The following is a 25,557-nucleotide window of genomic DNA, read 5'->3' as shown; positions in this document are numbered from 1 at the left end:
CCAAAGCTGTGGTCAGAGCCCAGGTTGCGACACGAGAACGCGATCAACCGTCCCGCAGCGGCGCCCCAGGGAGTCGATCACGGTGCCGTGGGCGCGACACGCCGTCGAACACGCCCATAAGTTCATGATCGACGCGAGGGAAGCGGCGAGGGAAGTGGGGGTGGGGTGGGGTTAGGGGCGGGTTAGGGTGGCGGTGCGGAGGGTGGTCATTAGGGGAGCGGCTTCGGCGGGGGTGCGGCCGGGGAAGAGGGCCAGGGCGATGCTGCCGTGGTCGGCCCAGCCGCATACGGCGAGCGCGCCCTCGGGGCCGTCGGAGGCGCCGCACTTGAGGACGCCGCCGAGGTCGCCGGGCTCGTAGTCCTTCAGGCCGGTGACGCTGCCGGTCTCGTCGTCCATCAGGCGCAGCACCGTCTCCAGGTCCCGTTCGGGGCTGAACATGGTGGTGGTGCCGCCGAACAGCATGATGCTCTTCGGGGTGCCCTGCGCGGGGTCGGTGTAGATCGCGGACGCCGTGGTGTCCAGCTCGATGTCGGCGGCGAGCGCGGTCAGCAGGTAGCCGGCGGTGTCCTTGGCCGCGGGGCTGTCGTCGCGCACGTACGAGTCGATCTTCTCGGGCATGGTGAGCACGGCGTCGCTCTGCTGGCTGATGCGCCACAGCGTCGGGCCGAGGGTGAACGCGGCGGCGATCGCGCCCGCGCCGAGCACGGCCATCGCGGTGAGCATGATGCGGCGGCGCTTGCTCCGCGCGGCGGCCTCGTCCTCGTCGTCTTCGAAGGCCGGTTCCGCGGCGGGGATGAGCCGCACCGCGGGGCGCGCGTACTGCGGGATGTCCTCCGCCGCGCCTGCCTCGGGGCGTACCGCCTCGTCCTGCTCTGCCATGTGACCACAACCCTTCCGCCGACTCGCGGAGCCTAGCAAGCGGCGGCCTGCCAGCGGGGGATCCGTCGGCGCTTCGTAGACTTGGCGGGTGACCGATCTGAGCCAGCCGCCGCGCGAAGCGCGCGCCACGCAGTCCGCCGAACTCGCCGCCGCGTACACGCCGGGCGAGGTAGAGCAGCGGCGGTATGCGCAGTGGGTATCCGCCGGTCACTTCAGCGCCGACGCGAAGAGCGACAAGCCGCCGTTCGCCATCGTGATCCCGCCGCCGAACGTGACGGGTTCGCTGCACGTGGGCCACGCGCTGGACCACACCATTCAGGACTCGCTGATCCGGCGTAAGCGGATGCAGGGCTTCGAGGCGCTGTGGCTGCCGGGCATGGACCATGCTGGCATCGCGACGCAGAACGTGGTGGAGCGCAAGCTCGCCGCGGAGGGTCTGTCGCGTCACGACCTGGGCCGCGAGACGTTCGTGGACCGGGTGTGGCAGTGGAAGGCGGAGTCGGGCGGGGCGATCCTGGGCCAGATGAAGCGCCTGGGCGACTCGGTGGACTGGTCGCGCGAGCGCTTCACGATGGACGAGGGCCTGTCCCGGGCCGTGCAGACCATCTTCAAGAAGCTGTACGACGACGACCTGATCTACCGCGCCGAGCGCATCATCAACTGGTGCCCGCGCTGCCTGACCGCGCTGAGCGACATCGAGGTGGAGCACACCGACGACGAGGGCGAGCTGGTCTCGATCCGGTACTCCGACGAGATCGTGGTCGCCACCACCCGCGCGGAGACGATGCTGGGCGACACGGCGGTCGCGGTGCACCCGGACGACGAGCGCTACAAGCACCTCATCGGCACCGAGGTGGAGCTGCCGCTGACCGGCCGGCGCATCCCGATCGTGGGCGACGCGCACGTGGACCCGGCGTTCGGCACCGGCTGTGTGAAGGTGACCCCGGCGCACGACCCGAACGACTTCGAGATCGGCCAGCGGCACAACCTGCCGTCGATCACGATGATGGACGAGCGCGCGATCATCACGGTGCACGGGCCGTTCCAGGGCCTGGACCGCTACGAGGCGCGTCCGGCCGTGGTCGCCGCGCTGCGTGAGCTGGGGCTGATCGTGGCGGAGAAGCGGCCGTACGTGCACGCGGTGGGGCACTGCTCGCGCTGCAAGACGACGGTGGAGCCGCGGTTGTCGCTGCAGTGGTTCGTCAACACCGGCCCGCTGGCCAAGGCGGCCGGGGACGCGGTGCGCGACGGGCGCACCCGGATCGAGCCGGCCGAGCTGTCCAAGCGTTACTTCGCCTGGGTGGACAACATGCACGACTGGTGCATCTCGCGCCAGCTGTGGTGGGGCCACCGGATCCCGGTCTGGTACGGCCCGGACGGCGAGGTCGTCTGCGTCGGCCCCGACGACGAGGTGCCGACCGGTGAGGGCTGGCGCCAGGACGAGGACGTGCTGGACACGTGGTTCTCGTCGGCGCTGTGGCCGTTCTCGACGCTGGGCTGGCCGGAGCAGACCGCCGACCTGTCGAAGTTCTACCCGACCAGCGTGCTGGTGACCGGCTACGACATCCTGTTCTTCTGGGTCGCCCGGATGATGATGTTCGGCCTGTACGCGATGGACGGAAAGCAGCCGTTCGACATCGTCGCGCTGCACGGCATGGTGCGCGACCAGTACGGCAAGAAGATGAGCAAGTCGTTCGGCAACGTGGTCGACCCGCTGGACTGGATCGAGCGCTTCGGCGCCGACGCGACCCGGTTCACCCTGGCCCGCGGCGCGAACCCGGGCTCGGACGTGCCGGTCAGCGAGGAGTGGTGCCAGGGCTCGCGCAACTTCTGCAACAAGCTCTGGAACGCGACCCGGTTCGCGCTGATCAACGGCGCGCACACCGACGGGGACCTGCCGACCGAGCTGTCGTCGATCGACCGCTGGATCCTGTCCCGCCTGCAGCACACCATCGCCGAGGTCGACGAGCACTTCGAGGCGTACGAGTTCGCGAAGGTCTGCGACAGCCTGTTCCACTTCGCCTGGGACGACGTCTGCGACTGGTACGTGGAGCTGGCCAAGCCGGTGCTGACCGGCGAGGACCAGGCCGCGGCCGACCGCACCCGCCGGGTGCTAGGGCACGTGCTGGACCAGCTGCTGCGGCTGCTGCACCCGGTGATCCCGTTCGTCACCGACGAGCTGTGGTGCGCGCTGACCAAGGCTGAGGGCGATGCGTCGCTGACCGTGGCCGCCTGGCCGGCCGCCGACCCGGCGCTGATCGACGACGCGGCCGAGGCGGAGCTGGAGACGCTGCAGCGGGTCGTCACCGAGGTGCGCCGGTTCCGGGCCGACCAGGGCCTCAAGCCGGGGCAGCGGGTGGCGGCGGCGCTGGACGGGCTGGCCGGTGCGGGCATCGCCGCGCACGAGCCGCTGATGCGCTTCCTGGCGCGGCTGGACGTGCCGGGCGACGGCTTCACCGCGACGGGCACCATCGCGGTCGCGGGCGGCGTGACGGTCTCCCTGGACACCCGGGGCAGCATCGACGTGGCCGCCGAGCGGGCCCGCCTGACCAAGGACCGGGCCGCCGCAGAGAAGGAGATCTCGCAGGCCACGGCGAAGCTGGGCAACGAGGGCTTCCTGGCCAAGGCACCGGAGCAGGTGGTGGGCAAGCTGCGCGAGCGGCTGGCCACGGCCGAGGCCGACCTGACCCGCATCGACGCGGCGCTCGCACAGCTAGGGTGACATTCGTGAGCCTTTCCGGCCAAGACGGGCAGGATGTTACGTACGCCGAGGTGGAGGCCGCGCTGGACCGGCGCGGCTTCACCCGGATGGTGTTCGACCTGGGGCGCATCGAGGAGCTGCTCGACGTGCTGGGCAGCCCGCAGCGGGCGTACCCGTCGATCCACCTGACCGGCACCAACGGCAAGACCTCCACGGCCCGGATGATCGACAGCCTGCTGCGCGCGCACGGCCTGCACACCGGCCGCTACACCAGCCCGCACCTGGAGACGGTGCGCGAGCGGATCAGCCTGGACGGGCAGCCGGTCGACGAGGACCGTTTCGTCGCGGTGTACCGGGAGGTGGGACCGGTCGCGGAGCTGCTGGACGCGCGCAACGACGAGCCGCTGACCTACTTCGACATGACCACCGCGCTGGCGTTCGCGACGTTCGCCGACGCGCCGGTGGACGTGGCCGTGGTCGAGGTGGGCCTGGGCGGCGCGGAGGACGCGACCAACGTGCTCCAGGCGGGCGTCGCGGTGATCACGCCGATCGGGCTGGACCACACCGAGTGGCTCGGCGACACGATCGAGGACATCGCGCTGGCCAAGTCCGGCATCGTGCACGAGGGCGCCACGCTGATCTGCGCCGCGCAGCCGGAGGAGGCGATGGAGCCGATCCTGGAGCGCTGCGCCGAGGTCGGCGCCACGATCGCCCGCGAGGGCAGCGAGTTCGGCGTGGTCGATCGCAACCTCGCCCTGGGCGGGCAGGTGCTGACGCTGCAGGGCCTGGGCGGGGTGTACGACGAGATCTTCCTCCCGTTGCACGGCGCGCACCAGGCGCAGAACGCGGCGGTCGCGCTGGCCGCGGTGGAGGCGTTCCTCGGCGCGGGCAAGCACCGGCAGCTGGAGCTGGACCTGGTCCGGGAGGGGTTCGCCTCGGCCAGCTCGCCGGGGCGGCTGGAGCGGGTGCGCAGCGCGCCGACCGTGCTGGTCGACGCCGCCCACAACCCGCACGGCATGGCCGCCACGGTGCAGGCGCTGACCGAGGAGTTCGCCTTCCGGCGGCTGGTCGCCGTGGTGGGCGTGCTCGGCGACAAGGACGTGACCGGCGTGCTGGAGCAGCTGGAGCCGGTGGCCGACGAGATCGTGTGCACGCGGAACTCCTCGCCCCGGGCGCTGCCCGCCGAGCAGCTCGGCGAGCTGGCCCGGGACGTGTTCGGCGAGGACCGGGTGCACGTGCACACCGAGCTGCCGGACGCGATCGAGGCTGCGGTGGCTCTGGCCGAGCAGGACGTCGACGCCGGCATCAGCGGCGTCGGGGTCCTGATCACCGGCTCCGTGGTCACCGTCGCGGACGCACGCAAAATGCTGCAACGATGACCCGTCCCGGCGAGGATCTGAGTTAGTCGGCCACAGCGGCTCGTGCCGACCCGCCGCAGGCGGTAAACGGCGCGGCCGCGACAAGATCGCTGTTTCGTGTCGAATAGTGCGGTCCAGCCTCACTTTCTGACACGAGACAGCGATCAAGCCCCCGGCCGGGACCAAGCCCCGGCCGGGACCAAGCCCCGGGCGGGCCAAGCCCTGGGACGGGGTCAAGCCCCGGACCGGGGCCGGGTGTAAGCGAGGAGCGGGCGTGAGCAGGAACGGCAACCCGAGTGAGGCGGCGGCGGGCGCGGCGCCGGAAGGCCCGGCGGGCCATGGCCCCGGCGAGGCGCCGGAGCGGGACGTACACCTGAGCCTGGGCGGCAAGCCGAGCGGCCTGCGCAACCCGACCCGCGCGGTGCGTGGGCTGGGCGCGGGCGCGCTGGTGATGGAGGCGCTGGTGCTGCTGCTGGCGCTGCTGCCGATCTGGGTGCTGCGGCCGCCGGGGGGCAGCACGCTGGCGATGACCCTGGCGCTGATCGCGGTGGTGGTCTGCGTGGCGCTGTCGGCCACGCTGCGCCACCCGTGGGGCTGGTGGGCGGTGTCGGTGTTCCAGGTCGTGCTGATCGCGCTGGGCTTCGTGCACTGGGCGTTCGCCGTGGTCGGCGTGATCTTCGGGCTGGTCTGGGTGTACGTGCTCTACGCCCGCCGCACGATCACCGGGCCTTCCACTCGATGATGGCGATGCCGTGGCCGTCGGGGTCACGGAACGAGGCGGCCCACAGCTCCAGGCGCTCGCCGTGGTTGACCACGCGCGGGGCGTAGGTGAACTTCACGCCGCGCACCTTCAGCTCCCGGTAGACCGCGTCGACGTCGCCGACCTCCAGGTTCAGGTGGATGTGGCGCCGGTTGACCGGGGTCAGCTCCTGCGCCGTACGCAGCACCAGCCGGGTGTCGCCGGAGGCGAGCACGACGTTGCCCTGCCCGCCGTCGACCTCGTAGAAGCCGAGCAGGTCGTGGTAGAAGGCGCGGGACCGGGCCAGGTCGGTGACCAGCAGGGTGATGCCGACGCCCTGGATGGAGCCGGCCACGGCCGGCCGGGCCGGGGGTGCGGCGACCAGCACGTCGTCGAGCCGGGTGGCGGGCGCGACCGGGTCGGCGACCGCCGCGGGCGCGGCCGGCATCGGGGTCGCCACCGGGTCGGACAGCGGCACCTGCCGGGTGATCGTGTCCGACACGAGCGGCGCGGCCGGCTCCGGCACACCGGCGAAGTCGATCAGGTTGATCGAGTCGAAGTCGGGCGACTCCGCGTCCATCGGGGTGCGCGGCGACGGCATGTCGGCGCCGTACAGCTCGCCTTCCAGCACCGCGACCTGCGCGGGCTCGTCCCGTGGCGGGGTGGGGGAGGGGCGCCGGTGCGGGCTCGGGCTGGGCCGCCGGGGCAGCGGGTCGTCCACGCGTACGGCGTCCAGGTCGATCGGGTCGTCGTCGCGGTAGCCGGCGTAGGTGTCGTCGCCGGGGTGCCCGAGGTCGTGGTCGTCGTGGCCGTCCGCGTAGTGCGGGTCGTCGTCGTAGTAGTCCTCGTCGGGGTCGTGGAACGGCTCGCCGTCCTCGTACGCCTGCTCGAAGCGCTCGCCGTGGGTGGCCACCCGGTCCCACTGGATCCTGATGCGCCGCGCGTCGGCGACGGAGACCAGCGCGGGCAGCGTGTCACCGGCGTCGGGCCACTTCAGCACCGGCACCCGGGGGTCGTTCATGACCACGGTCTGGCCGGGGTGTCCCGGCGCGTCCACCAGCACCTGCATCTCGCAGCGGCCGTACTCGGCGCTCAGCGGCGGCTCGGACACCTTGACCACGTGCACCGTGCCGGCCACGTACGCCTTGTCCGCGCCGAGCATCGAGGCGGTGGTGAGCAGGGCTACGCCGACCACGACCATGGCCGCGCCGACCGCGCCCAGCGGCCAGCTGCCCAGCCCGGCGGCCATCGAGATGACGAACAGACCCAGCGCGCCGAGGCACACGGCGGTGGTCACCCGGCCGGGCCGGACCGGTTTACGCCCCAACCGTGCCAACGCGTCCTCCCCGAGCGCTGGTGCGACCACAGCGCGCCGTATCCCCGCGACGCTGTGTCTTCAATCCATGACCTTAGGCGGGTCCGTCGATCGAGAAAAGTGCCGCCGGGTAGGCTGGTGAACCCACCTCGCATCGCCGCAGGTGAGGACATGTGTCGCCTTCAAGGAGGAAGTTCGTGGCGGAACGTTCGCTCGTGCTGATCAAGCCGGACGCGGTGCGTCGCGGCCTGGTCGGGGAGATCATCGGCCGTTTCGAGCGCAAGGGGCTGGCCCTGGACGCGCTGGTGCTGCGCACGATGGACGCCGACCTCGCCGACGCGCACTACGCCGAGCACGTCGAGAAGCCGTTCTACCCGCCGCTGAAGGACTTCATGACGTCCGGCCCGCTGGTGGCCGCGATCGTCTCCGGCGACCAGGCGATCGCCGTGATCCGCGCCCTGGTCGGCGCGACCGACGGCCGGGCGGCGGCCGCGGGCACCATCCGCGGCGACCTGTCCCTGTCCAACCGGGAGAACCTGGTGCACGCCTCCGACTCCACCGAGTCGGCCGAGCGCGAGATCAAGCTCTGGTTCCCGGAACTGTCGTAGCCCCTTCCTACGGTGGCCGCCATGTCGGTAGCCACCTATTCGTACGCGAGGTCCTCCGCGCTCACCGCGGGGGGCCTCGATCTGCAGACGTCCGGCGGGTGCGGGACGCATCCCCGGTTCTTCGACGGCTTCATGACCACGCCGCAGACGGTCGCGCTGGGGCTGCTGGCCGTAGCCGAGGTCGCCCGTGCGCGCTACTACCAGCGCACCGACTGGGCCAGCCTGGACCCCGTGGTCACCGGCAGCGACGACATGCTGCGCTTCGAGTCGTTCAGCGGCTGCTGCGGCGTGTACGCGCGGATGGACGTGCTGCCGTCCGGCCTGGACGGTGAGCGGCCGGAGCACGGCACCACCAATGTGGACGTCAACGTGCCGCTGCAGCTCGCGCTGGCCCGGGTCGGCGGGCTCGACCCGCTGCACCTGGCGGTCGGCCCGCAGGACCTGACCGTGTCCACGATGGACGGCACCGTGGTCGAGCGCAAGGTGCCGCTGCCCGGCCGGTGGCTGCGCGGCTTCGCCCAGGTGCACGCGATCACGGCGGGCATGGAGCCGCGGCTGCGGGTCGACGCCGCGCAGGCCGCGGACTTCCTGCGCCGCCTGCCGAAGGACCGCGGCACGCTGTGGGTGGTGCCCGCCGGGCGCGGCCTGCGGCTGACCTCCCGCCCGGTGCCCGGCGCGGTCTGCCTCACCGGCACCGACCGGCTGGGCGCGCTGCGTGCGCTGGTGCGGCACGCGGGCACGCTGACCGTGTACGGCCCGGCCGTGCGCCCCGGCAGCGGCCCGGTGGCCTCGGTCTGGGAGCTGGCCACCCCGACGCTGCGGCTGTCGCTGACCCTGTCGCCGGAGCCGTACCGGGGCTTCTCCGGCGAGGGCGCGGTGCTGGCCGCGCTGGCCGCCGACGACGTCGCCGACGCCGCCGACCGGATCAGCGAGGTGCTGGCGCAGGCGCCCACCCTCGACGCCGACGCGCTGGCCGTGGCCACCGGCCTGGCTCCGGAGCAGGTCCGCTCCGGGCTGGCGCTGCTCGGCACGGCGGGCCGGGTCGGCTACGACGCGGCCGAGGCGACCTACTTCCACCGCGTGATGCCGTTCCCCGCCGCCGCGGAGAAGCTCAACCCGCGCCTGGCCGGGGCGCGGGCCCTGGTCGAGGCGGGCGCGGTCACCCTCACCGCGGATCTCGCCGTGGTACGCGGCACCGGCGCGGCCTACCAGGTGCGCCTGGCCGAGGGAGCGCCCGCCGGGTGCACCTGCCCCTGGTGGGCCAAGCACCGCGGCGATCGCGGCCCGTGCCGCCACCAGCTGGCCGTGACGCTCACCGGGACGCCGTCATGACCGGCGCGGTGGCCGTCGGGAGTGCGCCGGCCGTGACCGGAGCCGACGGCGACCCGGCCCGCGAGCGGGCGGACGGCGGCCGCGTGCCGGGCAGCGGTGGGCAGGACGCGGCGGAGCGGTGGAAGGGGCTGCGGCGGGCGCTGGACACGCCGTCGGCGCAGCGGGTGCTCGACTGGGTGCGCGCCGCCGACGAGAAGCAGCGGCGCGCCGCGTTCGACTACGTCGCCGTGCACCGCAAGGAGAACCCGCAGTGGCGTGACTGGCGGGTGTGGGAGCACCGCAACGTGACCTACGCGGTCGCGCTGGCCGGGTGCGCCTCCACCGCGAAGAAGGCCGCGGCGGCACTGAACCGGGGCGACATGTCGTGGACGTTCGCCAACGCCGACCCGGCGCCGGTGGTCGAGGTGCTGCGCCTTCGCGCGGTGCCGTGGATCGGCGAGCTGGCGCACCTGCTGGCCGCGAAGCTGCCCGCGGAGCAGGGCGGCAACTGGCCGCTGGTGTACGCGCTGGCCCTGGCGGGCGGCGGCGAGCCACCGGCCACCGAGCAGTTCGTGGCCGGCTGGATCGACCGGGTGCGCGAGTCCGCCGACCCCGACGCGGAGCTGCGCGACGGGCCGTACACCGCGCTGCTGCTGCCCCTGCTGTTCACCCACGACCGGCTCGGCTCGCGGCTGGACTACAACTACGGCAACAGGGGCTTCCTGCCCGCGCTGATGCGGCTGGGCGAGGCGGACCCGGCGGTGCGGGCGCGGCTGCTCGACGGGTGCCGGGCCCGGCTGCTGCGCGGCGGGCGGCCCGGCGAGCTGCGCGGTTACCTGCGGATGCACGACGAGCTGAAGCCCGCCCCGGCCGAGGTCGCCCCGGCCGCCGCGGACTACGTACGGCTGGTGGAGGGCGGCAACCCGACCGTGGCGGGCATGGCGCAGCGCGCGCTGCGCGACGCCGACGAGGCCGGGCTGCTGGGCTGGGACACCGTGCGCGACGTCGCCGCGGCGGCGCTCGCCCGGCCCGAGAAGATCCTGGTGAAGACCCAGACCGCGTGGCTGCGCCGGGCCGCGCGCCGCCGCCCGGAGCACGCCGGGGAGATCACGGAGCTGCTCGCGCCGCCGCAGCCGGAGGCGCTGCCCGTGCCGGTGGCGCTGCCCGTGCCGGCGCCCGCGCCGCTCGGCCCGCCGCTGGACGGGCTGCCGCAGGTGACCGAGGAGCTGTCGGCGATGCTCGCCGGCGACTGGTCGGTGCCGACCGTGGAGCGGGTGCTGGCCGGGATCGCGCACTGGCGCGTGCACGACCAGGACGCGCTGGCCCGCGCCGTACGCCCCCTGGTCGACGGCAACCACCCGGGCTGGGGCAGGCTCGCCGAGCAGCTGAGGGAGCTGCTGCTCACGGTCGTCGTCGCGCCCGGCCGGTCGGCGCGGTGGCGGCAGCTGGCCGACGTGTTCCGGGCCGACGGCGCGGTGCCGGTGCGGCAGCTGCACCAGCTCCGCGTGCACGGCAACGGGCTGCACCTGGTGCTCGCGGTGCGGCTGGCCGAGATGTCGGTGCAGCTGGGCCGCCGCCCCGCGCCGGTGCTGATGGCCACCCCCACCCACGCCAACGGCCGGCTCGAGCCGGAGGTGCTGCTGCGGCGGCTGGAGCAGGCCGAGCACGACGGCTGGCAGCCGTGGGCCGCCGACCTGGACCAGGCCCTGCTGCGCCTGCCGCGCGAGGTGGACCGGGCGGTGGCCGCCGCCGCCCTGCGGCTGCGCTCGCCCGCCGGGGCGGCCTTCGCGCACTGGATCAGCGGGCCGGTGCCCGACCCGGTGTCGCGGCGGCAGGAGCAGACCCCGGACGGCAAGCCGCCGCGCTACTCCTGGGAGCGCCAGCCGGCGCTGCGCCGGGTCGTCGCCGTCGAGCCGCCGGAGCACGTCAGCACGCTGATGCGGGAGCTGCTGACGGTGTCGCGGGGCGACCGGCCGGTCTGGGCGCCCGCCGCGATCGAGGCGCCCGAGCAGTGGACGGCCGCGCTGCCGTCGCACCGCGAGGTGGTGGCCGCCGCCGCGCTGCCGTCGCTCGCGGCGCTCGCCGACCTGGACCACGAGGGCGGCGGGGTGCTGCTGGCGCAGCTCGCCGAGGGCGGCGGACCGGCCGGCCCGGCGGTGCACCTGGCGCTGGCGTACGGCCTGGCGGCCCGCTCCGCCGCGGACCGGGTGGGTGCGGTGGACGGACTGCTCGGCCTGGCCGCGACCGGCGACCTGGACGGTGCCGTGCTGGGCCGGGAGCTGGGCGAGCTGGCCGCCGCCGGGGTGCTGAAGGTGAACCGCGTCGCGTCCGCCCTCGACGACGCGGCGGCCGCCGGTGCGGTGTCGGCGGTGTGGCAGACCGCGGCGGCGGCGCTGGTGCCGCTGTCCGGCTTGGACAAGGCCCGTTCCGGCACCGCCGACCTGATGGCCGTGGCGGCCCGGTGCGCCCGCGCGTCCGGCGCGTCCGGCCTGCCGCCCGAGCTGGCGGCGGTGGCGGCCCGGGGCGGATCGAGCCGCCTGGTCGCCGCGGCCCGCGAGCTGCAGGCGGCGCTGGCCGCGTGAAGTGGAGACGTTAAGAAGGGCACCTTCTACAACGCATAGCGTTAAGAAGGTGCCCTTCCTTCGGGTGGATCAGCCCTTGCCGTTGCTCACCGACTCGTTGGTGAGCACGATCTCGGTGTCGGCGGCGACCTTGCTGCCCGCCTTCACCGACTGCTTGACGACCTTCCAGCTGACCAGCAGGGTCAGCTCCTTGCCGTCGTCACCGACGAACCTCACGTTGGTGAAGCCCGCGTCGGCCAGGATCTTCTCGGCCTCCTCGGCCTTCTTGCCGACCACGTTGGGCACGGTCAGCAGCACCGGCTTGGGGCTCGGCGCGGCCGTCGGCGACGCGGCGGCACTGGGGCTGGCCGCGGCCGTCGGGCTCGCGGCGGCGCTCGGGTCGGTGGCGGCGCTGGGGCTGGCCGGGACGGCCGCGGAGGCGGTGGCCGCCACGGACGGCGATGCGGCCGGGTCCGGCTCGCTCTTCTGCCACCACTTCATGTAGGCGAACCCGCCGCACAGCAGCAGCAGGAGGATCAGGAGCAGGAGCAGCAGCAGGAGCAGCCAGCGCTTGCGGCCGCCCTTGTCGTCGTCCTTGTCCTTGTCGTCCGCGCCGTGTGCCGGCTGGTACTCGCCGTCCTTGTCCTTGTCGTCGGAGGGCGGGGGCGTCGGGCCGGAATAGGGGTTGTCGTCGGGGTCTGACACGTCAGGTGCCTCTCGATATCCGATGTGTACTCACGCAGCAGCACGTATGCAAACATCGGTCATGATGGGGCCGGCGACGCCTCCGGTCACTAGACCGGGGGTAGCGACACCACTCACCGAACGGTCAGCCGTCAGCCCGGCGAGACCAGGGACACCAGGGCCAGCCCGGCGGGCTCCAGCCCGTAGAGCACCTGCCGGCCGACCCGGTGCCGGTGGGCGACACCGGCTTCCACCAGCACGGACAGGTGTTCGGACACGGTGCTGGGGGCCAGCCCCAGGGTCGCGGCGAGGCCCGCGGTGGTGGCCGGCACGGTCAGCGAGCGCAGGATCGTGGTGCGCCCCCGGCCCAGCAGCAGCGCGAGCCGATCACTGTCGGATTCCCGCGCGGTGTGTCCGGCGCCACCGGCCAGCACCGCGTTGCCGCGCGCGGCGTACGTCACCGCGATGACCTCGGGGTCGTCCGTGCTGCAGGCGAGCATGCCGTGCGAGAACAGCACCGGCACCAGCAGCAGCCGCTTGTCCGTCGCCCGCACCGTGAAGTCGCTGAGCTTGTGCAGCGTGAGCACCGGGCGCTGCCAGGTGACCCGTTCGTGCAGATCGGACAGCAGCGCGTCGGGCCCTTCGGCGGCCAGCAGGCGGGCCCGGTGCAGCACCTCCTCCTCCAGCGCGGTGCGCATGGCGGGCCAGTACGGCGCCATGGCGTCCCGCCAGAACGCGGCCAGGCTGTCGGCGACCCGGGCGAACGCGGCCCGGGTGTCCGTGACGAACGGCCGGTGCAGCTCCGGCATACCGTCCGTGAAGTGGGCGGCGTACTGCGCGAGGGCGAGGTCGGCCGGGGTGTCGCGGATCCGCGCGAGCTCGTCGGCGATGGTGGCGTGGGCGGCGGGCACCGGCAGCAGGCAGTCGGGGAAGCCGCCGCCGATGTCGACGTACAGGCGCAGCGGGTCGTCGGCGGGCCGGGCGTCCAGCACCCGGCGCGCGTTGGCGGCCCAGACGGTGTACGGCCACGGCGCGGGCGCGGGCTTGCCGAGCAGGGAGAGGGCGCAGACGGTCTCCCAGAGCGGGGAGATCGCGATGCGGGTGCGGGACAGGGTCGCCTCGTCGAGTTCGATCCGCAACACGGATAGACGGTAACAGCGTTCCGCAACGATGCGACAGGACTAGTAGCATGGTGGGATGCTCCTGCAGACCCCGAAACTGGACGCCGACGACCTCCGCGTGCTCGCTGAGATCGCCCAACTGCAGTCCGATCTACAGCTGCACGTGCGGGCCCGGCCGCACTGGACCGGGCAGCTGCGGCGCGAGCTGTTCGCCGCCGCTCTGCAGGGCTCCAACACCATCGAGCAGATCACGGTCAGCATGGCCGACGCGCGGGCCGCGGTGGAGGGCCAGACGCTGTCCGCCGACGTGGACGAGGGCACCCAGCAGGCCATCCTCGGCTACCGCGACGCGATGACGTTCGTGCAGCAGACGCCGCAGATGGCCAACTTCAGCTACGGCGAGATGCTGCTCGCCGCGCTGCACTTCATGATCGTGAAGTACAACCCGGGCAAGTGGCCGGGCCGCTACCGCGTCGGCGGCATCTACGTCACCGGCAGCGACCCGCTGGAGCCCGCCTACACCGGCCCGGACGCCGACCGGGTGCCGGGCCTGATGGGCGAGCTGGTGGAGTGGCTCAACGACGGCGATCAAGACCAGCCCGCGCTGGTGCGCGCCGCCATGGCGCACCTCAACCTGGTCTGCATCCACCCCTGGCGGGACGGCAACGGGCGGATGGGCCGCTGCCTGCACACGCTCGTGCTGGCCAGGGACGGGGTGCTCGCGCCGGAGTTCTCCTCGATCGAGCAGTGGCTCGGCGACAAGGTGCACACCGTGCAGTACTACCAGGCTTTGCAGGACACACAGGGCGGCTTCTACCAGCCGGAGCGCGATGCCCGGCCGTGGCTGCGGTTCGCGCTCACCGCGCATCACAAGCAGGCGCAGCTGGTGCAGCGGCGGGTGGACTACACGGTGCGGTTGTGGCGGGAGCTGGAGGCGGTGGCCGCCGAGCGGGGGCTGCCCGAGCGGGTGGTGTCGGCGCTGTACGCGGCGGCGCTGGGCGAGCTGCGGCGGGCCACCTACCAGGGGGACGAGGAGCTGAGCCGGGACCAGGCCATCCGGGACGTGCAGGCGCTGGTCAAGAATGGCCTGGTGCGCCCGAAGGGCAACGCGGTGACCAGGGTCTACCTGATCGACGGCGCGGCACGGGAGGCGCACCTGGCCGCGATGGACGCCGTGCGCAAGCCGATGCGTGAGCCGTACCGCCGATAAGTGAATCATGCCAATTCGTGAGGATCAGGCGTCGAAGCATTGACATCGATCTCCATACCTCCTGTAATGGATCGTGAACTCATCGTGATCTGACGGCGTGCCCTGCCGCCGTGCGTCCGCCTCCCGGAACGGAGGAACGCCGTGTACGCCATACCCCCGGTGGACTGCCCCATCGCGCCCCGGCTGTCCCCGCACGTCGCCGAGGCGGAGCGGGAGCTGACCGGCTGGGCCCGCAAATGCGGCCTGATCAGCGACGACGACGGGCGGCGCTGGCTGGCCGCCGAGGCGTACGCGGGCCACGCGGGCCGCATCTTCCCCGATGTGGAGCCCGCCGACCTGGCCCTGCTCGGCATGATCTTCGCCTGGTTCTACCTGGTCGACGACGCCTGCGACGGCACCGCGACGCCGGAGCCGGGCCGCACCCGGCGTTACGTGACCGAGCTGCTCGCCCTGCTGCACGGCTCGCACCGGCCGACCGAGCTGTTCACCGGGCCGCCGCGGACCATGCTGACCGAGATCTGGGCCGCGCTGCGCGACGAGATGCCCGTCGCCTGGCAGGAACGGTTCACCGACGGGGTGGCCCGCTACCTCGACGGGGTGATCGAGGAGGCGGAGAACAAGACGGCCGGACGGCAGCCGAGCGTCGCGGAGTACGTCGAGCTGCGCCGCGTGGCGTCGGCGGCCGAGATCTCACACCTGCTGACCGAGTTCGCCACGCACACCCGGCTGCCCGACGCGATCTACCACCACCCGGCGCTGCGCGCGGTGCGCACGGCCGGCAACGACCTGCTGTCCTGGTTCAACGACCTGTACTCGCTGGACAAGGACATCGCCACCGCGGGCGGGCACAACCTGGTGCTGGCCATCGCGCGCGAGCGGGACCTGCCGATCGAGGCGGCGGTGCCGGCGGCGGTGGCGATGTGGCAGGAGCGGATGGACGGCTTCGGGGCGCTGCGGGCGCGGGTGCCCTCGTTCGGGACCCGGTTCGACGGGGCGGTGCGCTGCCACCTGGACGGGGTCGCCCGGTCGGTGCGCGGCACCCTGGACTGGACGCTGGTCAGCGGGCGCTACCGGTCCGGCGCGCCGGAAACCCCGTAGACCGGGGCCGGGGGAGTCCGGGTAACCTGGAGCGCACAGGCATCGACCCGGCCATCACCGGTGAGCCTCCGGAAGAACGGGCCGCGCGGCCTCAGCAGAGCGCGGCCTCAGTAGAACCGGACGGGACGGCCCGTCACAGCCGACACGAGCGGTTCGCTCCCGCACTCCGGGGAGCGGGCAAGCGAGGTGGTACCGCGGGCTACGGCTCGTCCTCGCACTGTGAGACGACAGTGACGAGTGTGACGAGGAGCCCGCGATGGCTTACCCACTGCACGACGCCGCGGCGCAGGGCGTCCCGGCGAGCCCGGACCTGCCCGCGCTGGAGCGGCGCGTGCTCGACTTCTGGGCCGCGGACAAGACCTTCGCGGCCAGCGTGGAGCAGCGCGACGCCGGGGCGAAGGGGTCGAACGAGTTCGTCTTCTACGACGGCCCGCCGTTCGCCAACGGCCTGCCCCACTACGGCCACCTGCTGACCGGCTACGTCAAGGACGTGGTGCCGCGTTACCAGACCATGCGCGGGCGCCGGGTGGAGCGCCGGTTCGGCTGGGACACCCACGGCATGCCGGCCGAGGTGGAGGCGGAGAAGCAGCTCGGCATCACCACCAAGGCCGAGATCCTGGACATGGGCCTGGCCGAGTTCAACGAGGCCTGCCGCACCTCCGTGCTGCGCTACACCAGCGAGTGGGAGCGGTACGTCACCCGCCAGGCGCGCTGGGTGGACTTCGCCAACGACTACAAGACGCTCGACCTGGACTACATGGAAAGCGTCATGTGGGCCTTCAAGACGTTGTACGACAAGGGACTGGTGTACGAGGGCTTCCGGGTGCTGGCGTACTGCTGGCGCTGCGAGACGCCGCTGTCCAACACCGAGACCCGGATGGACGACGTCTACAAGGACCGGCAGGACCCGACGCTGGCGGTGAAGTTCCAGCTCGACAGCGGCGAGAAGGTCGCGGTGTGGACCACCACGCCGTGGACCCTGCCGAGCAACCTGGCGCTGGCCGTCGGCCCGGACATCGACTACGCGGTGCTGGAGAAGGACGGCGAGAGGCTGCTGCTCGGCGCGGCGCGCGTCGAGTACTACGCCAAGGAGCTCGAAGGCTACGAGCGCACCGGCACCGTCAAGGGCGCCGACCTGGTCGGGAAGCGGTACACGCCGCTGTTCCCGTTCCTGGTGGACCACGCGGGGGACAACGCGTTCCAGGTGCTCGGGGCGGACTTCGTGACCACCGAGGACGGCACCGGGGTGGTGCACCTCGCGCCGGCCTTCGGTGAGGACGACCAGAACACCTGCAACGCGGCGGGCATCCCGACCGTGGTGACGGTGGACGAGCGGGCGCGATTCACCGCGCTGGTGCCGGCGTACGAGGGCCAGCAGGTCTTCGACACCAACAAGGCGGTCATCCGCGAGCTGAAGGACCGCGGCGTGGTGCTGCGGCACGAGACCTACACCCACTCCTACCCGCACTGCTGGCGGTGTGACACGCCGCTGGTCTACAAGGCGGTGTCGAGCTGGTTCGTGAAGGTCACCGCGTTCCGCGACCGCATGGTGGAGCTGAACCAGCAGATCAACTGGACCCCGGAGCACGTCAAGGACGGCTCGTTCGGCAAGTGGCTGGCCAACGCCCGCGACTGGTCGATCAGCCGGAACCGGTTCTGGGGCTCGCCGATCCCGGTGTGGGTCTCCGACGACCCCAACCACCCGCGGGTGGACGTCTACGGCTCGCTGGCGCAGCTGGAGGCGGACTTCGGGGTGAAGGTCACCGACCTGCACCGCCCGTACGTCGACGAGCTGACCCGGCCGAACCCGGACGACCCGACGGGGCAGTCGGTCATGCGCCGGGTGCCGGAGGTGCTGGACTGCTGGTTCGAGTCCGGCTCGATGCCGTTCGCCCAGGTGCACTACCCGTTCGAGAACACCGAGTGGTTCGAGGACCACTACCCGGGCGACTTCATCGTCGAGTACATCGGACAGACGCGCGGCTGGTTCTACACCATGCACGTGCTGGCCACCGCGCTGTTCGACCGCCCGGCGTTCCGCAGCTGCGTCAGCCACGGCATCCTGCAGGGCAGCGACGGCCGCAAGATGTCCAAGAGCCTGCGCAACTACCCGGACGTCTACGAGATGTTCGACCGCTACGGCGCCGACGCCATGCGCTGGATGCTGATGAGCTCCCCGGTGCTGCGCGGCGGTGACATGGCCGTCAACGAGGCGGGCATCCGGGACTCGGTGCGCCAGGTGCTGCTGCCGCTGTGGAACGTGTACTACTTCTTCACGCTCTACGCCAACGCGGCCGGGCACACCGCCCGGCGCCGGGTCGACTCCACGCACGTGCTGGACCGCTACGTGCTGGCCAAGACCCGGGAGCTGGTCGAGACGACGACGGAGCAGCTGGACGCGTACGACCTCTCGGCTGCCTGCGCCGGGGTGCGGACCTATCTCGACGCGCTGACCAACTGGTACGTGCGCCGCAGCCGGGACCGCTTCTGGGCGGGCGACGCCGAGGCGTTCGACACGCTGTACACGGTGCTGGAGACGCTGGCCCGGGTGGTGGCGCCGCTGGCGCCGCTGACCGCGGAGGAGATCTGGCGCGGCCTGACCGGCGAGCGCTCGGTGCACCTGGCCGACTGGCCGGAGGCGGCGGCGCTGCCGGCCGACCACGACCTGGTCGCCACCATGGACCGGGTGCGCGAGGTGTGCTCGGCGGCGCTGTCCCTGCGCAAGGCCAAGGGCCTGCGGGTGCGGCTGCCGCTGACCACGCTGACCGTGGCCACGCCGGACGCGTCCGCGCTGCGCGGCTTCGCCGAGCTGATCGCCGACGAGGTCAACGTGAAGTCGGTCGAGCTGAGCGACGACCTGACCGGCCACTGCGAGCAGGTGCTCAACGTGGTGCCGCGGGTGCTCGGCCCGCGCGTGGGCGGCTCCGTGCAGCAGGTCATCAAGGCGGTCAAGGCGGGGGACTGGTCCCTGGTCGACGGCGCCCCGGTGGCCGCCGGGGTCACCCTGCAGGAGGGCGAGTACGAGCTGAAGCTGGTCGCCGCCGACGCGGAGCACTCCGCCCCGCTGCCCGGCGACGCGGGCGTGGTCGTGCTCGACACCGAGGTCACCCCGGCGCTGGAGGCCGAGGGCCTGGCCCGGGACGTGGTCCGGGTGGTGCAGCAGGCGCGCCGCGAGGCGGACCTGGCCATCACCGACCGGATCACGCTGACCGTCGCCGCGCCGGACGAGGTGGCCGCGGCGGTGCGCGAGCACCAGGCGTTCCTGGCCGCCGAGACGCTCGCCGACAGCGTGAGCTTCGGCACGGTCGAGGCGGGCTTCGCCGGTGAGGTCGGCGACGGCGGCACGGTCACGGTGGCCGTGGCGCGCAGCTGACGGCGGTCCACCGCTGACCGGCGGCTCAGGTCCGCCGGAGCAGGCCGAACGGGGCGCCGCCCTGCCGTGACGAACGGCACGGTGCGGCGCCCCGCTCGCTGCGTGGACGCATTCAAGCAGTTCAGCGCAGCGGCGACCGGGTCGCGCGGGCGCGCAGTATGGCATTCTCCCGCTGTTTGGGCGACTGTTGCGGGGGTATGGGCCTGCCGGGAGGACTACCGTAAGCTCATCGGCCGGCTAGCTCATACCCTGTGGAGGCAGAAAGTGCCGGTGCTCTATACGGTCGGATTGTGGACGGTGGCGCCCGCGATCAAGCTGGGCTGGCGCCCCACGATCGAGGGTGCGGAGCACATCCCCGCCACCGGTGGCGCGATCTTCGCCGGCAACCACCTGTCCGTCGCCGACGAGCTGTTCCTCGGCTCCGCGGTGGGCCGGCACATCTCCTTCTGGGCCAAGGAGGACTACTTCACCGGCAGCGGCGTGAGCGGCCTGTTCTTCCGCACGCTGATGGGCGGCCTGGGCGCGATCCCGGTGCACCGTTCCGGCGGCCGGGCCGCGCTGAGCGCCTTCGACGCGGCCATCCCGGTGCTCCAGGAGGGCGGCCTGGTCGCCGTCTACCCCGAGGGCACCCGCTCACCCGACGGGCGCCTCTACCGCGGCCGGACCGGCGTGGCGCGGCTCGCGCTCGCCGCGGACGTGCCGATCATCCCGGTCGGCATGATCGGCACCGACAAGGTGCAGCCGATCGGCCAGGCGCTGCCGTCGCTGAAGCCCAACCAGGTCACCGTGAAGTTCGGCAAGCCGATCGAGGTCGGCGCCTGGAAGGACGCCGAGTCCGCCAGCACCGCCGCCCGCGAGGTCACCGACACGGTGATGACCGCCATCCAGCAGCTCACCGGCCAGGAGTACGTCCCCCGGTACGCTCCGAAGAAGAGGGCGGACGAGCCGCAGGAGTAGCGCGGCGACGCCGAAACCGGACATCGGGTGCGAACTCGCCCGAGGTCCGGTCGTCCCGTGCGACCGCGTACCCTTGATACCCATGCGTGGCGAGTCGGTCTTTCCCCAGCTTGAGCAGTTGCTGCCGTTGATCAGCAAGCCCATCCAGTACGTGGGTGGTGAGCTGGGCGCGGTGGTCAAACCGTGGGAGTCGGCCACCGTGCGCTGGGTGCTGTCGTACCCGGACGCGTACGAGGTCGGCCTGCCCAACCAGGGCGTGCAGATCCTGTACGAGGTGCTCAACGAGCGCGAGGACGTGCTCGCCGAGCGCACCTACGCGGTCTGGCCGGACCTAGAGAAGCTGATGCGCGAGCACGACGTGCCGCAGTTCACCGTCGACTCGCACCGCGCGGTCGGCGACTTCGACCTGTTCGGCCTGTCGTTCTCCACCGAGCTGGGCTACACCAACATGCTCACCGAGCTGAGCCTGGCGAAGATCCCGCTGCTCGCCGCCGACCGCGACGAGTCGCACCCGATCGTGGTGGCCGGTGGCCACGCCGCGTTCAACCCGGAGCCGATCGCCGACTTCATCGACGCCGCGGTGCTCGGCGACGGCGAGGAGGCGGTGCTCGAGATCACCGACATCGTCGCCGCGTGGAAGCGCGAGGGCAGCCCCGGCGGCCGCGACGAGATCCTGCTGCGCCTGGCCAAGACCGAGTCGGTGTACGTGCCGCGCTTCTACGACGTGGACTACCTGGCCGACGGCCGGATCCAGCGCGTGGTGCCCAACCGTCCGGGCGTGCCGTTCCGGGTGCACAAGCGCACGACGATGGACCTGGACGCGTGGCCGTACCCGAAGAAGCCGCTGGTGCCGCTGGCCGAGACGGTGCATGAGCGGTTCGCCGTGGAGATCTTCCGCGGCTGCACCCGGGGCTGCCGCTTCTGCCAGGCGGGCATGATCACCCGCCCGGTGCGCGAGCGGTCCATCACCACCGTGGCGCAGATGGTGCACGAAGGGCTGGAGTTCTCCGGGTTCACCGAGGTGGGCCTGCTGTCGCTGTCGTCGGCCGACCACTCGGAGATCGGTGACATCTGCTCCGGCCTGGCCGACCAGTACCAGGGCACCAACGTCTCGCTGTCGCTGCCCAGCACCCGGGTGGACGCGTTCAACATCGACCTGGCCCAGGAGCTGTCGCGCAACGGCCGGCGGACCGGCCTGACCTTCGCGCCGGAGGGCGGATCCGAGCGCATCCGCAAGGTCATCAACAAGATGGTGACGGAGGAGGACCTGATCCGCACCGTCACCACGGCGTACTCGAACGGCTGGCGGCAGGTGAAGCTGTACTTCATGTGCGGCCTGCCCACCGAGACCGACGAGGACGTGCTGCAGATCGCCCGGCTGGCGCACAACGTCATCAAGTCGGGCCGCCAGGCGACCGGCTCCAAGGACATCCGCTGCACCGTGTCCATCGGCGGGTTCGTGCCCAAGCCGCACACCCCGTTCCAGTGGGCCGCGATGGAGCGTCCCGAGGTGATCGACGGGCGGCTCAAGGCGCTGAAGAATGAGATCAACTCCGACCGCTCGCTGGGCCGGGCCATCGGCTTCCGCTACCACGACGGCGAGCCGTCGCTGATCGAGGGCCTGCTGGCGCGCGGTGACCGCCGCGTCGGCGCGGTCATCCGCAAGGTGTGGGAGGAGGGCGGCCGCTTCGACGGCTGGAGCGAGCACTTCTCGTACCGGCGCTGGGTGGACGCCTGCGCCGAGGTGCTGCCCGGCTTCGGCGTGGACCTGGACTGGTTCACCACGCGGGAGCGGGAGCAGTCCGAGGTGCTGCCCTGGGACCACCTGGACTCCGGCCTGGACAAGGACTGGCTCTGGCAGGACTGGCAGGACGCCCTGACCGAGTACGAGCAGGACGACTGCCGCTGGACGCCGTGCTTCGACTGCGGCGTGTGCCCGTCCATGGACACCCAGATCCAGATCGGGCCCACCGGGCGCAAGCTGCTGCCGATCACGCCGGTCAACACCGGCCTGCGCGTGCCCGCGGGAGCCTGACCATGGGACGGACCAAGAACCAGCCCGAGGGCGGCCAGGCCCCCGTCGTGCAGCGGGTGCGGGTGCGCTACGCCAAGCGCGGCCCGCTGCGTTTCACCTCACACCGTGACTTCGCTCGCGCCGTCGAGCGGGCGATCCACCGGGCGGGCGTGCCGATCGCGTTCTCGCAGGGCTTCACCCCGCACCCGAAGATCTCGTTCGCCAGCGCCGCGCCGACCGGGGTCGCCTCCGAGGCGGAGTACCTGGAGCTGGGCCTGCGCGAGCGGGTCGAGCCGGAGGCGCTGTGCAAGGCGCTGGACGCGGCGCTGTCGCCGGGCCTGGACGTGCTGGAGGCGGTCGAGGTGCACACCGCCGGCAGCCTGGCCGACCGGATCACCGCCTCGCGCTGGCGGATCGAGCTGCCCGGCGTGTCGGACGACCAGCTGTCCACCGCGGTCGCCGCGTTCGTCGCGCAGAGTGAGGTGCTGGTCGAACGCCTGACCAAGCAGGGCCGCCGCACCTTCGACACCAGGGACGCGGTGGCCGCCATCGAGGCGGTCCCGTCACAGACCTCACCACCTGGCGTGGTCGCGACCGCCCCATGTGCGATACTCGACCTTGTCGTGCGGCAGGTCACTCCCTCCGTGCGACCCGATGACGTCCTGTCCGGCCTGCGCGTGGTGGCCGACCTGGAGCCGTCGGCGCCCCACTCACTGCGAAGTGCCAGGGCGACCCGGCTGGCACAGGGAACGTTGACCCCGCAGGGGGAGATCGTGGATCCGCTCGAGGCGGATCGCGACCCCGTCGCCATCGGCGAGCGCTGACCCGACCGGTCAGCGCTGCAGGCAGACTTCGGCGGCAAGCCGGTTCGAGCGCCTCGACAGGCGCTCGGGCAGGCGTCCCCGGCGGAAGACCACCGGTGCTCCTGAGTGGCTGCGTTGTGACGCGCCCGGGACCGCCAGAACTGGAGAACAGTCCGGATGCTCGACCACGAGCCCGCAGATCGGCATGAGAATGCCGACAACGCACCGCAGAACGCGCCGGAACCGGCGCGGCAGGACCGGCCCGACGCCGTGACCGGGGCGGACGTCCCTGGCGACGCCGTCACCGCGCCGGAGTCCGGTGAGCCCGCCGCCCCCGCCCGGCGGCGTGCCCGCAAACGTGCCGTACCCGCGGCCGAGGCCGCTCCGGCGGCGGAGGAGGACGGGTCGGCCGACGCCGAGAAGCCGGCCAAGAAGGCGACCCGTCGCCGGAAGAAAGCCGCAGAGCCGGACATCTCCGGCGAGTCTGTGACAGAAGACGTGATCGAGGCTGCCGCGCCGCCCGGCCAGGTCACCGTGAGCGAGGCGCTCGCGGAGGAGGCCGTCGAGGACGAGGAGGCCGAGGAGGCTGCCGCCGAGGCGGCCGAGGTGCTCGAGCCCGCCGCCGGTGACACGCCCCGCCGTCCCAGCATCTCCGTGCTGTTCATGGCGCCCGAGGCCACCGCCGCCCCGGTGGCTCGTCCGGCCGCCGCCGCGGCCCGCCCGGCCGAGGAGCCGGCGGAGGCGGAGCCGGCCGAATCCGGCCGCCGCCGTCGCCGCCGCCGCGGCAAGGACGAGGAGGAGGCGGTCGTCACCGCCGAGGCCGAGGAGCCGGCCGCCGTCGAGGAAGAGCACGACGAGGACGAGTCCGACGAGGGTGCCCGCGGTCGCCGCCGCCGGGGCCGCCGTGGTCGCGGCCGCGGCAAGGGCGCCGAGGACAACGGGGCCGACGAGGACCAGCCCGAGGCCGTGGAGGCCGAGGGGGACGAGGCCGCCGAGGACGAGGACGGCGAGCCGCTGACCCGTCGCCGTCGCCGCCGCCGCCGTAAGGGCGCCGGGGACGAGGGCGCCGAGTCCGAGGACGGCGTGCACACGGTCGTCCGCATCCGCGAGCCGCGCGCGGCCAGCGACGAGGTGCAGGGCGTCTCCGGGTCGACCCGGCTGGAGGCCAAGCGCCAGCGCCGCCGGGACGGCCGCGAGCAGCGCCGCACCCGCCCGCCGATCCTGACCGAGTCCGAGTTCCTGGCCCGCCGCGAGGCGGTGGACCGGGTCATGGTCATCCGGGAGAACCCGGACCGCACCCAGATCGCGGTGCTGGAGGACGGTGTGCTCGTCGAGCACTACGTCACCCGCGCCTCCACCGCCACCATGGTCGGCAACGTGTACCTGGGCAAGGTGCAGAACGTGCTGCCGAGCATGGAGGCCGCCTTCGTCGACCTCGGCCGGGGCCGCAACGCGGTGCTCTACGCCGGTGAGGTCAACTGGGACGCGGCCGGGCTGGAAGGGCGCCAGCGCTCGATCGAGCAGGCGCTGCGGTCGGGCGACTCGGTGCTGGTGCAGGTGACCAAGGACCCGATCGGGCACAAGGGCGCGCGGCTGTCCAGCCACGTCGCGCTGTCCGGCCGGCACCTGGTGTACGTGCCCAACGGCAACGCCTCCGGCATCAGCCGCAAGCTCTCCGATGTGGAGCGCAAGCGGCTGCGCGACATCCTCAAGAAGCTGGTCCCCGAGGGCGCGGGCGTGATCGTGCGCACCGCCGCCGAGGGCGCCTCCGAGGAGGACCTGGCCCGCGACGTCAAGCGGCTGCAGGCGCAGTGGGAGGACATCCAGGCCAAGGCGGCCGAGGGCGGCGCCCCCGCGCTGCTGTACGGCGAGCCGGACCTGGTCGTACGCGTGGTCCGCGACCTGTTCAACGAGGACTTCAAGGAGCTCGTGGTCCAGGGCGACAACGCCTACGAGACCGTGGAGACCTACCTGCACCACGTGTCGCCGGACCTGGTGGACCGGGTGCACCGGCACACCGGCGTGGCCGACGTGTTCGCGACGTACCGCATCGACGAGCAGATCCTCAAGGGCCTGGACCGCAAGGTGTTCCTGCCCTCCGGCGGCCACCTGGTGATCGACCGCACCGAGGCGATGACCGTCGTCGACGTCAACACCGGCAAGTACACCGGCGCGGGCGGCAACCTCGAGGAGACGGTCACCCGCAACAACCTCGAGGCGGCCGAGGAGATCGTGCGCCAGCTGCGGCTGCGCGACCTCGGCGGCATCGTGGTGATCGACTTCATCGACATGGTGCTGGAGAGCAACCGGGAGCTGGTGCTGCGGCGGCTGACCGAGTGCCTGGGCCGGGACCGGACCAAGCACCAGGTCACCGAGATCACCTCGCTGGGCCTGGTCCAGATGACCCGCAAGCGCATCGGCGCGGGGCTGCTGGAGGCGTTCAGCGAGCCGTGCGAGCACTGCAAGGGCCGCGGCGTCGTCATCCACACCGAGCCGGTCGCCGACCGCAAGGCGCAGGCGGCGCCGGCCCAGGCCGCGCCCGCGCGGGTCAAGCCGGTCTCCGCGCCGCCCGCGCCCAAGCAGCCGCAGCCGAAGGCGGACGACACGTCCTACTACGACACCGAGGGCTACGACCTGTCCCGGTACGAGCAGCCGGAGGACGACGAGGAGGGCGGTGACGAGGCGGCCGACACGCCCACCCGGCGCCGGACCCGCCGCGGCGGCCGCCGCCGGACCCGCCCGTAATCGGCGGATAGGTAACAACTCCATACCGCTCGCGACGAACTCAGGTGCCGTCGCGTGAGTTGCGTAAGCTGCCCGGGGTA

17 protein-coding genes are annotated in these 25,557 nt (G+C 72.6%); 13 read left to right on the top strand and 4 right to left on the bottom strand.

Annotated elements, in window-relative coordinates; translation table 11 throughout:
* Positions 1 to 171 precede the first annotated feature (171 nt).
* Complete coding sequence (locus Cba03nite_RS34470) at positions 172 to 879, bottom strand: hypothetical protein (protein WP_203755696.1); 708 nt, start codon at positions 877 to 879, stop codon at positions 172 to 174.
* A gap of 97 nt (positions 880 to 976) precedes the next feature.
* Here Cba03nite_RS34470 and Cba03nite_RS34465 point away from each other — a divergent pair, with 97 nt between their 5' ends.
* The 3 genes from Cba03nite_RS34465 (at position 977) to Cba03nite_RS34455 (ending at position 5,680) form a co-directional block, all read left to right on the top strand.
* Entirely contained in the window at positions 977 to 3,601 is a 2,625-nt protein-coding gene (locus Cba03nite_RS34465) for a valine--tRNA ligase (RefSeq protein ID WP_203755707.1), read from the top strand.
* 86 nt (positions 3,602 to 3,687) lie between these two features.
* Positions 3,688 to 4,959, top strand: coding sequence for a bifunctional folylpolyglutamate synthase/dihydrofolate synthase (locus Cba03nite_RS34460; protein WP_203755704.1), 1,272 nt, complete (start codon positions 3,688 to 3,690; stop codon positions 4,957 to 4,959).
* Positions 4,960 to 5,212: 253 nt separating this feature from the next.
* A complete protein-coding gene (locus tag Cba03nite_RS34455; protein WP_239126231.1) occupies positions 5,213 to 5,680 on the top strand; it encodes a DUF4233 domain-containing protein in 468 nt (155 codons plus the stop codon).
* On the opposite strand, the gene Cba03nite_RS34450 is transcribed toward Cba03nite_RS34455, so the two are convergent.
* Positions 5,658 to 7,013, bottom strand: coding sequence for a VOC family protein (locus Cba03nite_RS34450; protein WP_203755694.1), 1,356 nt, complete (start codon positions 7,011 to 7,013; stop codon positions 5,658 to 5,660). The two genes, Cba03nite_RS34455 and Cba03nite_RS34450, sit on opposite strands and share 23 nt — an antisense overlap.
* A gap of 176 nt (positions 7,014 to 7,189) precedes the next feature.
* Here Cba03nite_RS34450 and ndk point away from each other — a divergent pair, with 176 nt between their 5' ends.
* The 3 genes from ndk to Cba03nite_RS34435 are packed head-to-tail and all read left to right on the top strand — an operon-like array spanning position 7,190 to position 11,493.
* Positions 7,190 to 7,600, top strand: a complete 411-nt coding sequence (gene ndk, locus Cba03nite_RS34445) for a nucleoside-diphosphate kinase (protein WP_203755692.1) — start codon at positions 7,190 to 7,192, stop codon at positions 7,598 to 7,600.
* Between the two features lie 21 nt (positions 7,601 to 7,621).
* A complete protein-coding gene (locus Cba03nite_RS34440) occupies positions 7,622 to 8,932 on the top strand; it encodes an SWIM zinc finger family protein (RefSeq protein WP_203755690.1) in 1,311 nt (436 codons plus the stop codon).
* A complete protein-coding gene (locus tag Cba03nite_RS34435) occupies positions 8,929 to 11,493 on the top strand; it encodes a hypothetical protein (RefSeq protein ID WP_203755688.1) in 2,565 nt (854 codons plus the stop codon). The genes Cba03nite_RS34440 and Cba03nite_RS34435 overlap by 4 nt, the downstream gene beginning before the upstream one ends.
* A 69-nt stretch (positions 11,494 to 11,562) precedes the next feature.
* Here Cba03nite_RS34435 and Cba03nite_RS40455 read toward each other — a convergent pair whose 3' ends face one another.
* On the bottom strand, positions 11,563 to 12,177 hold the full coding sequence (locus Cba03nite_RS40455) for a PASTA domain-containing protein (RefSeq protein ID WP_203755685.1): 615 nt from the start codon (positions 12,175 to 12,177) through the stop codon (positions 11,563 to 11,565).
* A 131-nt stretch (positions 12,178 to 12,308) separates the two neighbouring features.
* Entirely contained in the window at positions 12,309 to 13,298 is a 990-nt protein-coding gene (locus Cba03nite_RS34425) for a helix-turn-helix domain-containing protein (protein ID WP_203755683.1), read from the bottom strand.
* Between the two features lie 55 nt (positions 13,299 to 13,353).
* Between Cba03nite_RS34425 and Cba03nite_RS34420 the strand changes: the two genes are divergently transcribed.
* The 7 genes from Cba03nite_RS34420 to Cba03nite_RS34390 all read left to right on the top strand — a co-directional run bounded on the left by Cba03nite_RS34420 (position 13,354) and on the right by Cba03nite_RS34390 (position 25,477).
* On the top strand, positions 13,354 to 14,487 hold the full coding sequence (locus Cba03nite_RS34420) for a Fic family protein (RefSeq protein WP_203755681.1): 1,134 nt from the start codon (positions 13,354 to 13,356) through the stop codon (positions 14,485 to 14,487).
* A 141-nt stretch (positions 14,488 to 14,628) separates the two neighbouring features.
* A complete protein-coding gene (locus Cba03nite_RS34415; RefSeq protein WP_203755678.1) occupies positions 14,629 to 15,585 on the top strand; it encodes a terpene synthase family protein in 957 nt (318 codons plus the stop codon).
* Between the two features lie 256 nt (positions 15,586 to 15,841).
* Entirely contained in the window at positions 15,842 to 18,958 is a 3,117-nt protein-coding gene (gene ileS, locus Cba03nite_RS34410) for an isoleucine--tRNA ligase (protein ID WP_203755675.1), read from the top strand.
* A gap of 264 nt (positions 18,959 to 19,222) precedes the next feature.
* Positions 19,223 to 19,915: a lysophospholipid acyltransferase family protein gene (locus Cba03nite_RS34405; protein ID WP_203755672.1), complete on the top strand. Its 693-nt coding sequence runs from the start codon at positions 19,223 to 19,225 to the stop codon at positions 19,913 to 19,915.
* A gap of 82 nt (positions 19,916 to 19,997) precedes the next feature.
* A complete protein-coding gene (locus Cba03nite_RS34400) occupies positions 19,998 to 21,950 on the top strand; it encodes a TIGR03960 family B12-binding radical SAM protein (RefSeq protein ID WP_203755670.1) in 1,953 nt (650 codons plus the stop codon).
* A gap of 2 nt (positions 21,951 to 21,952) precedes the next feature.
* Positions 21,953 to 22,753, top strand: a complete 801-nt coding sequence (locus tag Cba03nite_RS34395) for a TIGR03936 family radical SAM-associated protein (protein WP_203755668.1) — start codon at positions 21,953 to 21,955, stop codon at positions 22,751 to 22,753.
* A gap of 156 nt (positions 22,754 to 22,909) precedes the next feature.
* Positions 22,910 to 25,477, top strand: a complete 2,568-nt coding sequence (locus tag Cba03nite_RS34390; protein WP_203755666.1) for an Rne/Rng family ribonuclease — start codon at positions 22,910 to 22,912, stop codon at positions 25,475 to 25,477.
* Positions 25,478 to 25,557 lie beyond the last annotated feature (80 nt).

Origin of the sequence: Catellatospora bangladeshensis, assembly GCF_016862575.1 — a bacterium.
In the GTDB taxonomy this organism is placed as follows: Bacteria; Actinomycetota; Actinomycetes; order Mycobacteriales; family Micromonosporaceae; genus Catellatospora; species Catellatospora bangladeshensis.
This window is presented reverse-complemented; position numbering and strand designations above follow the sequence as displayed.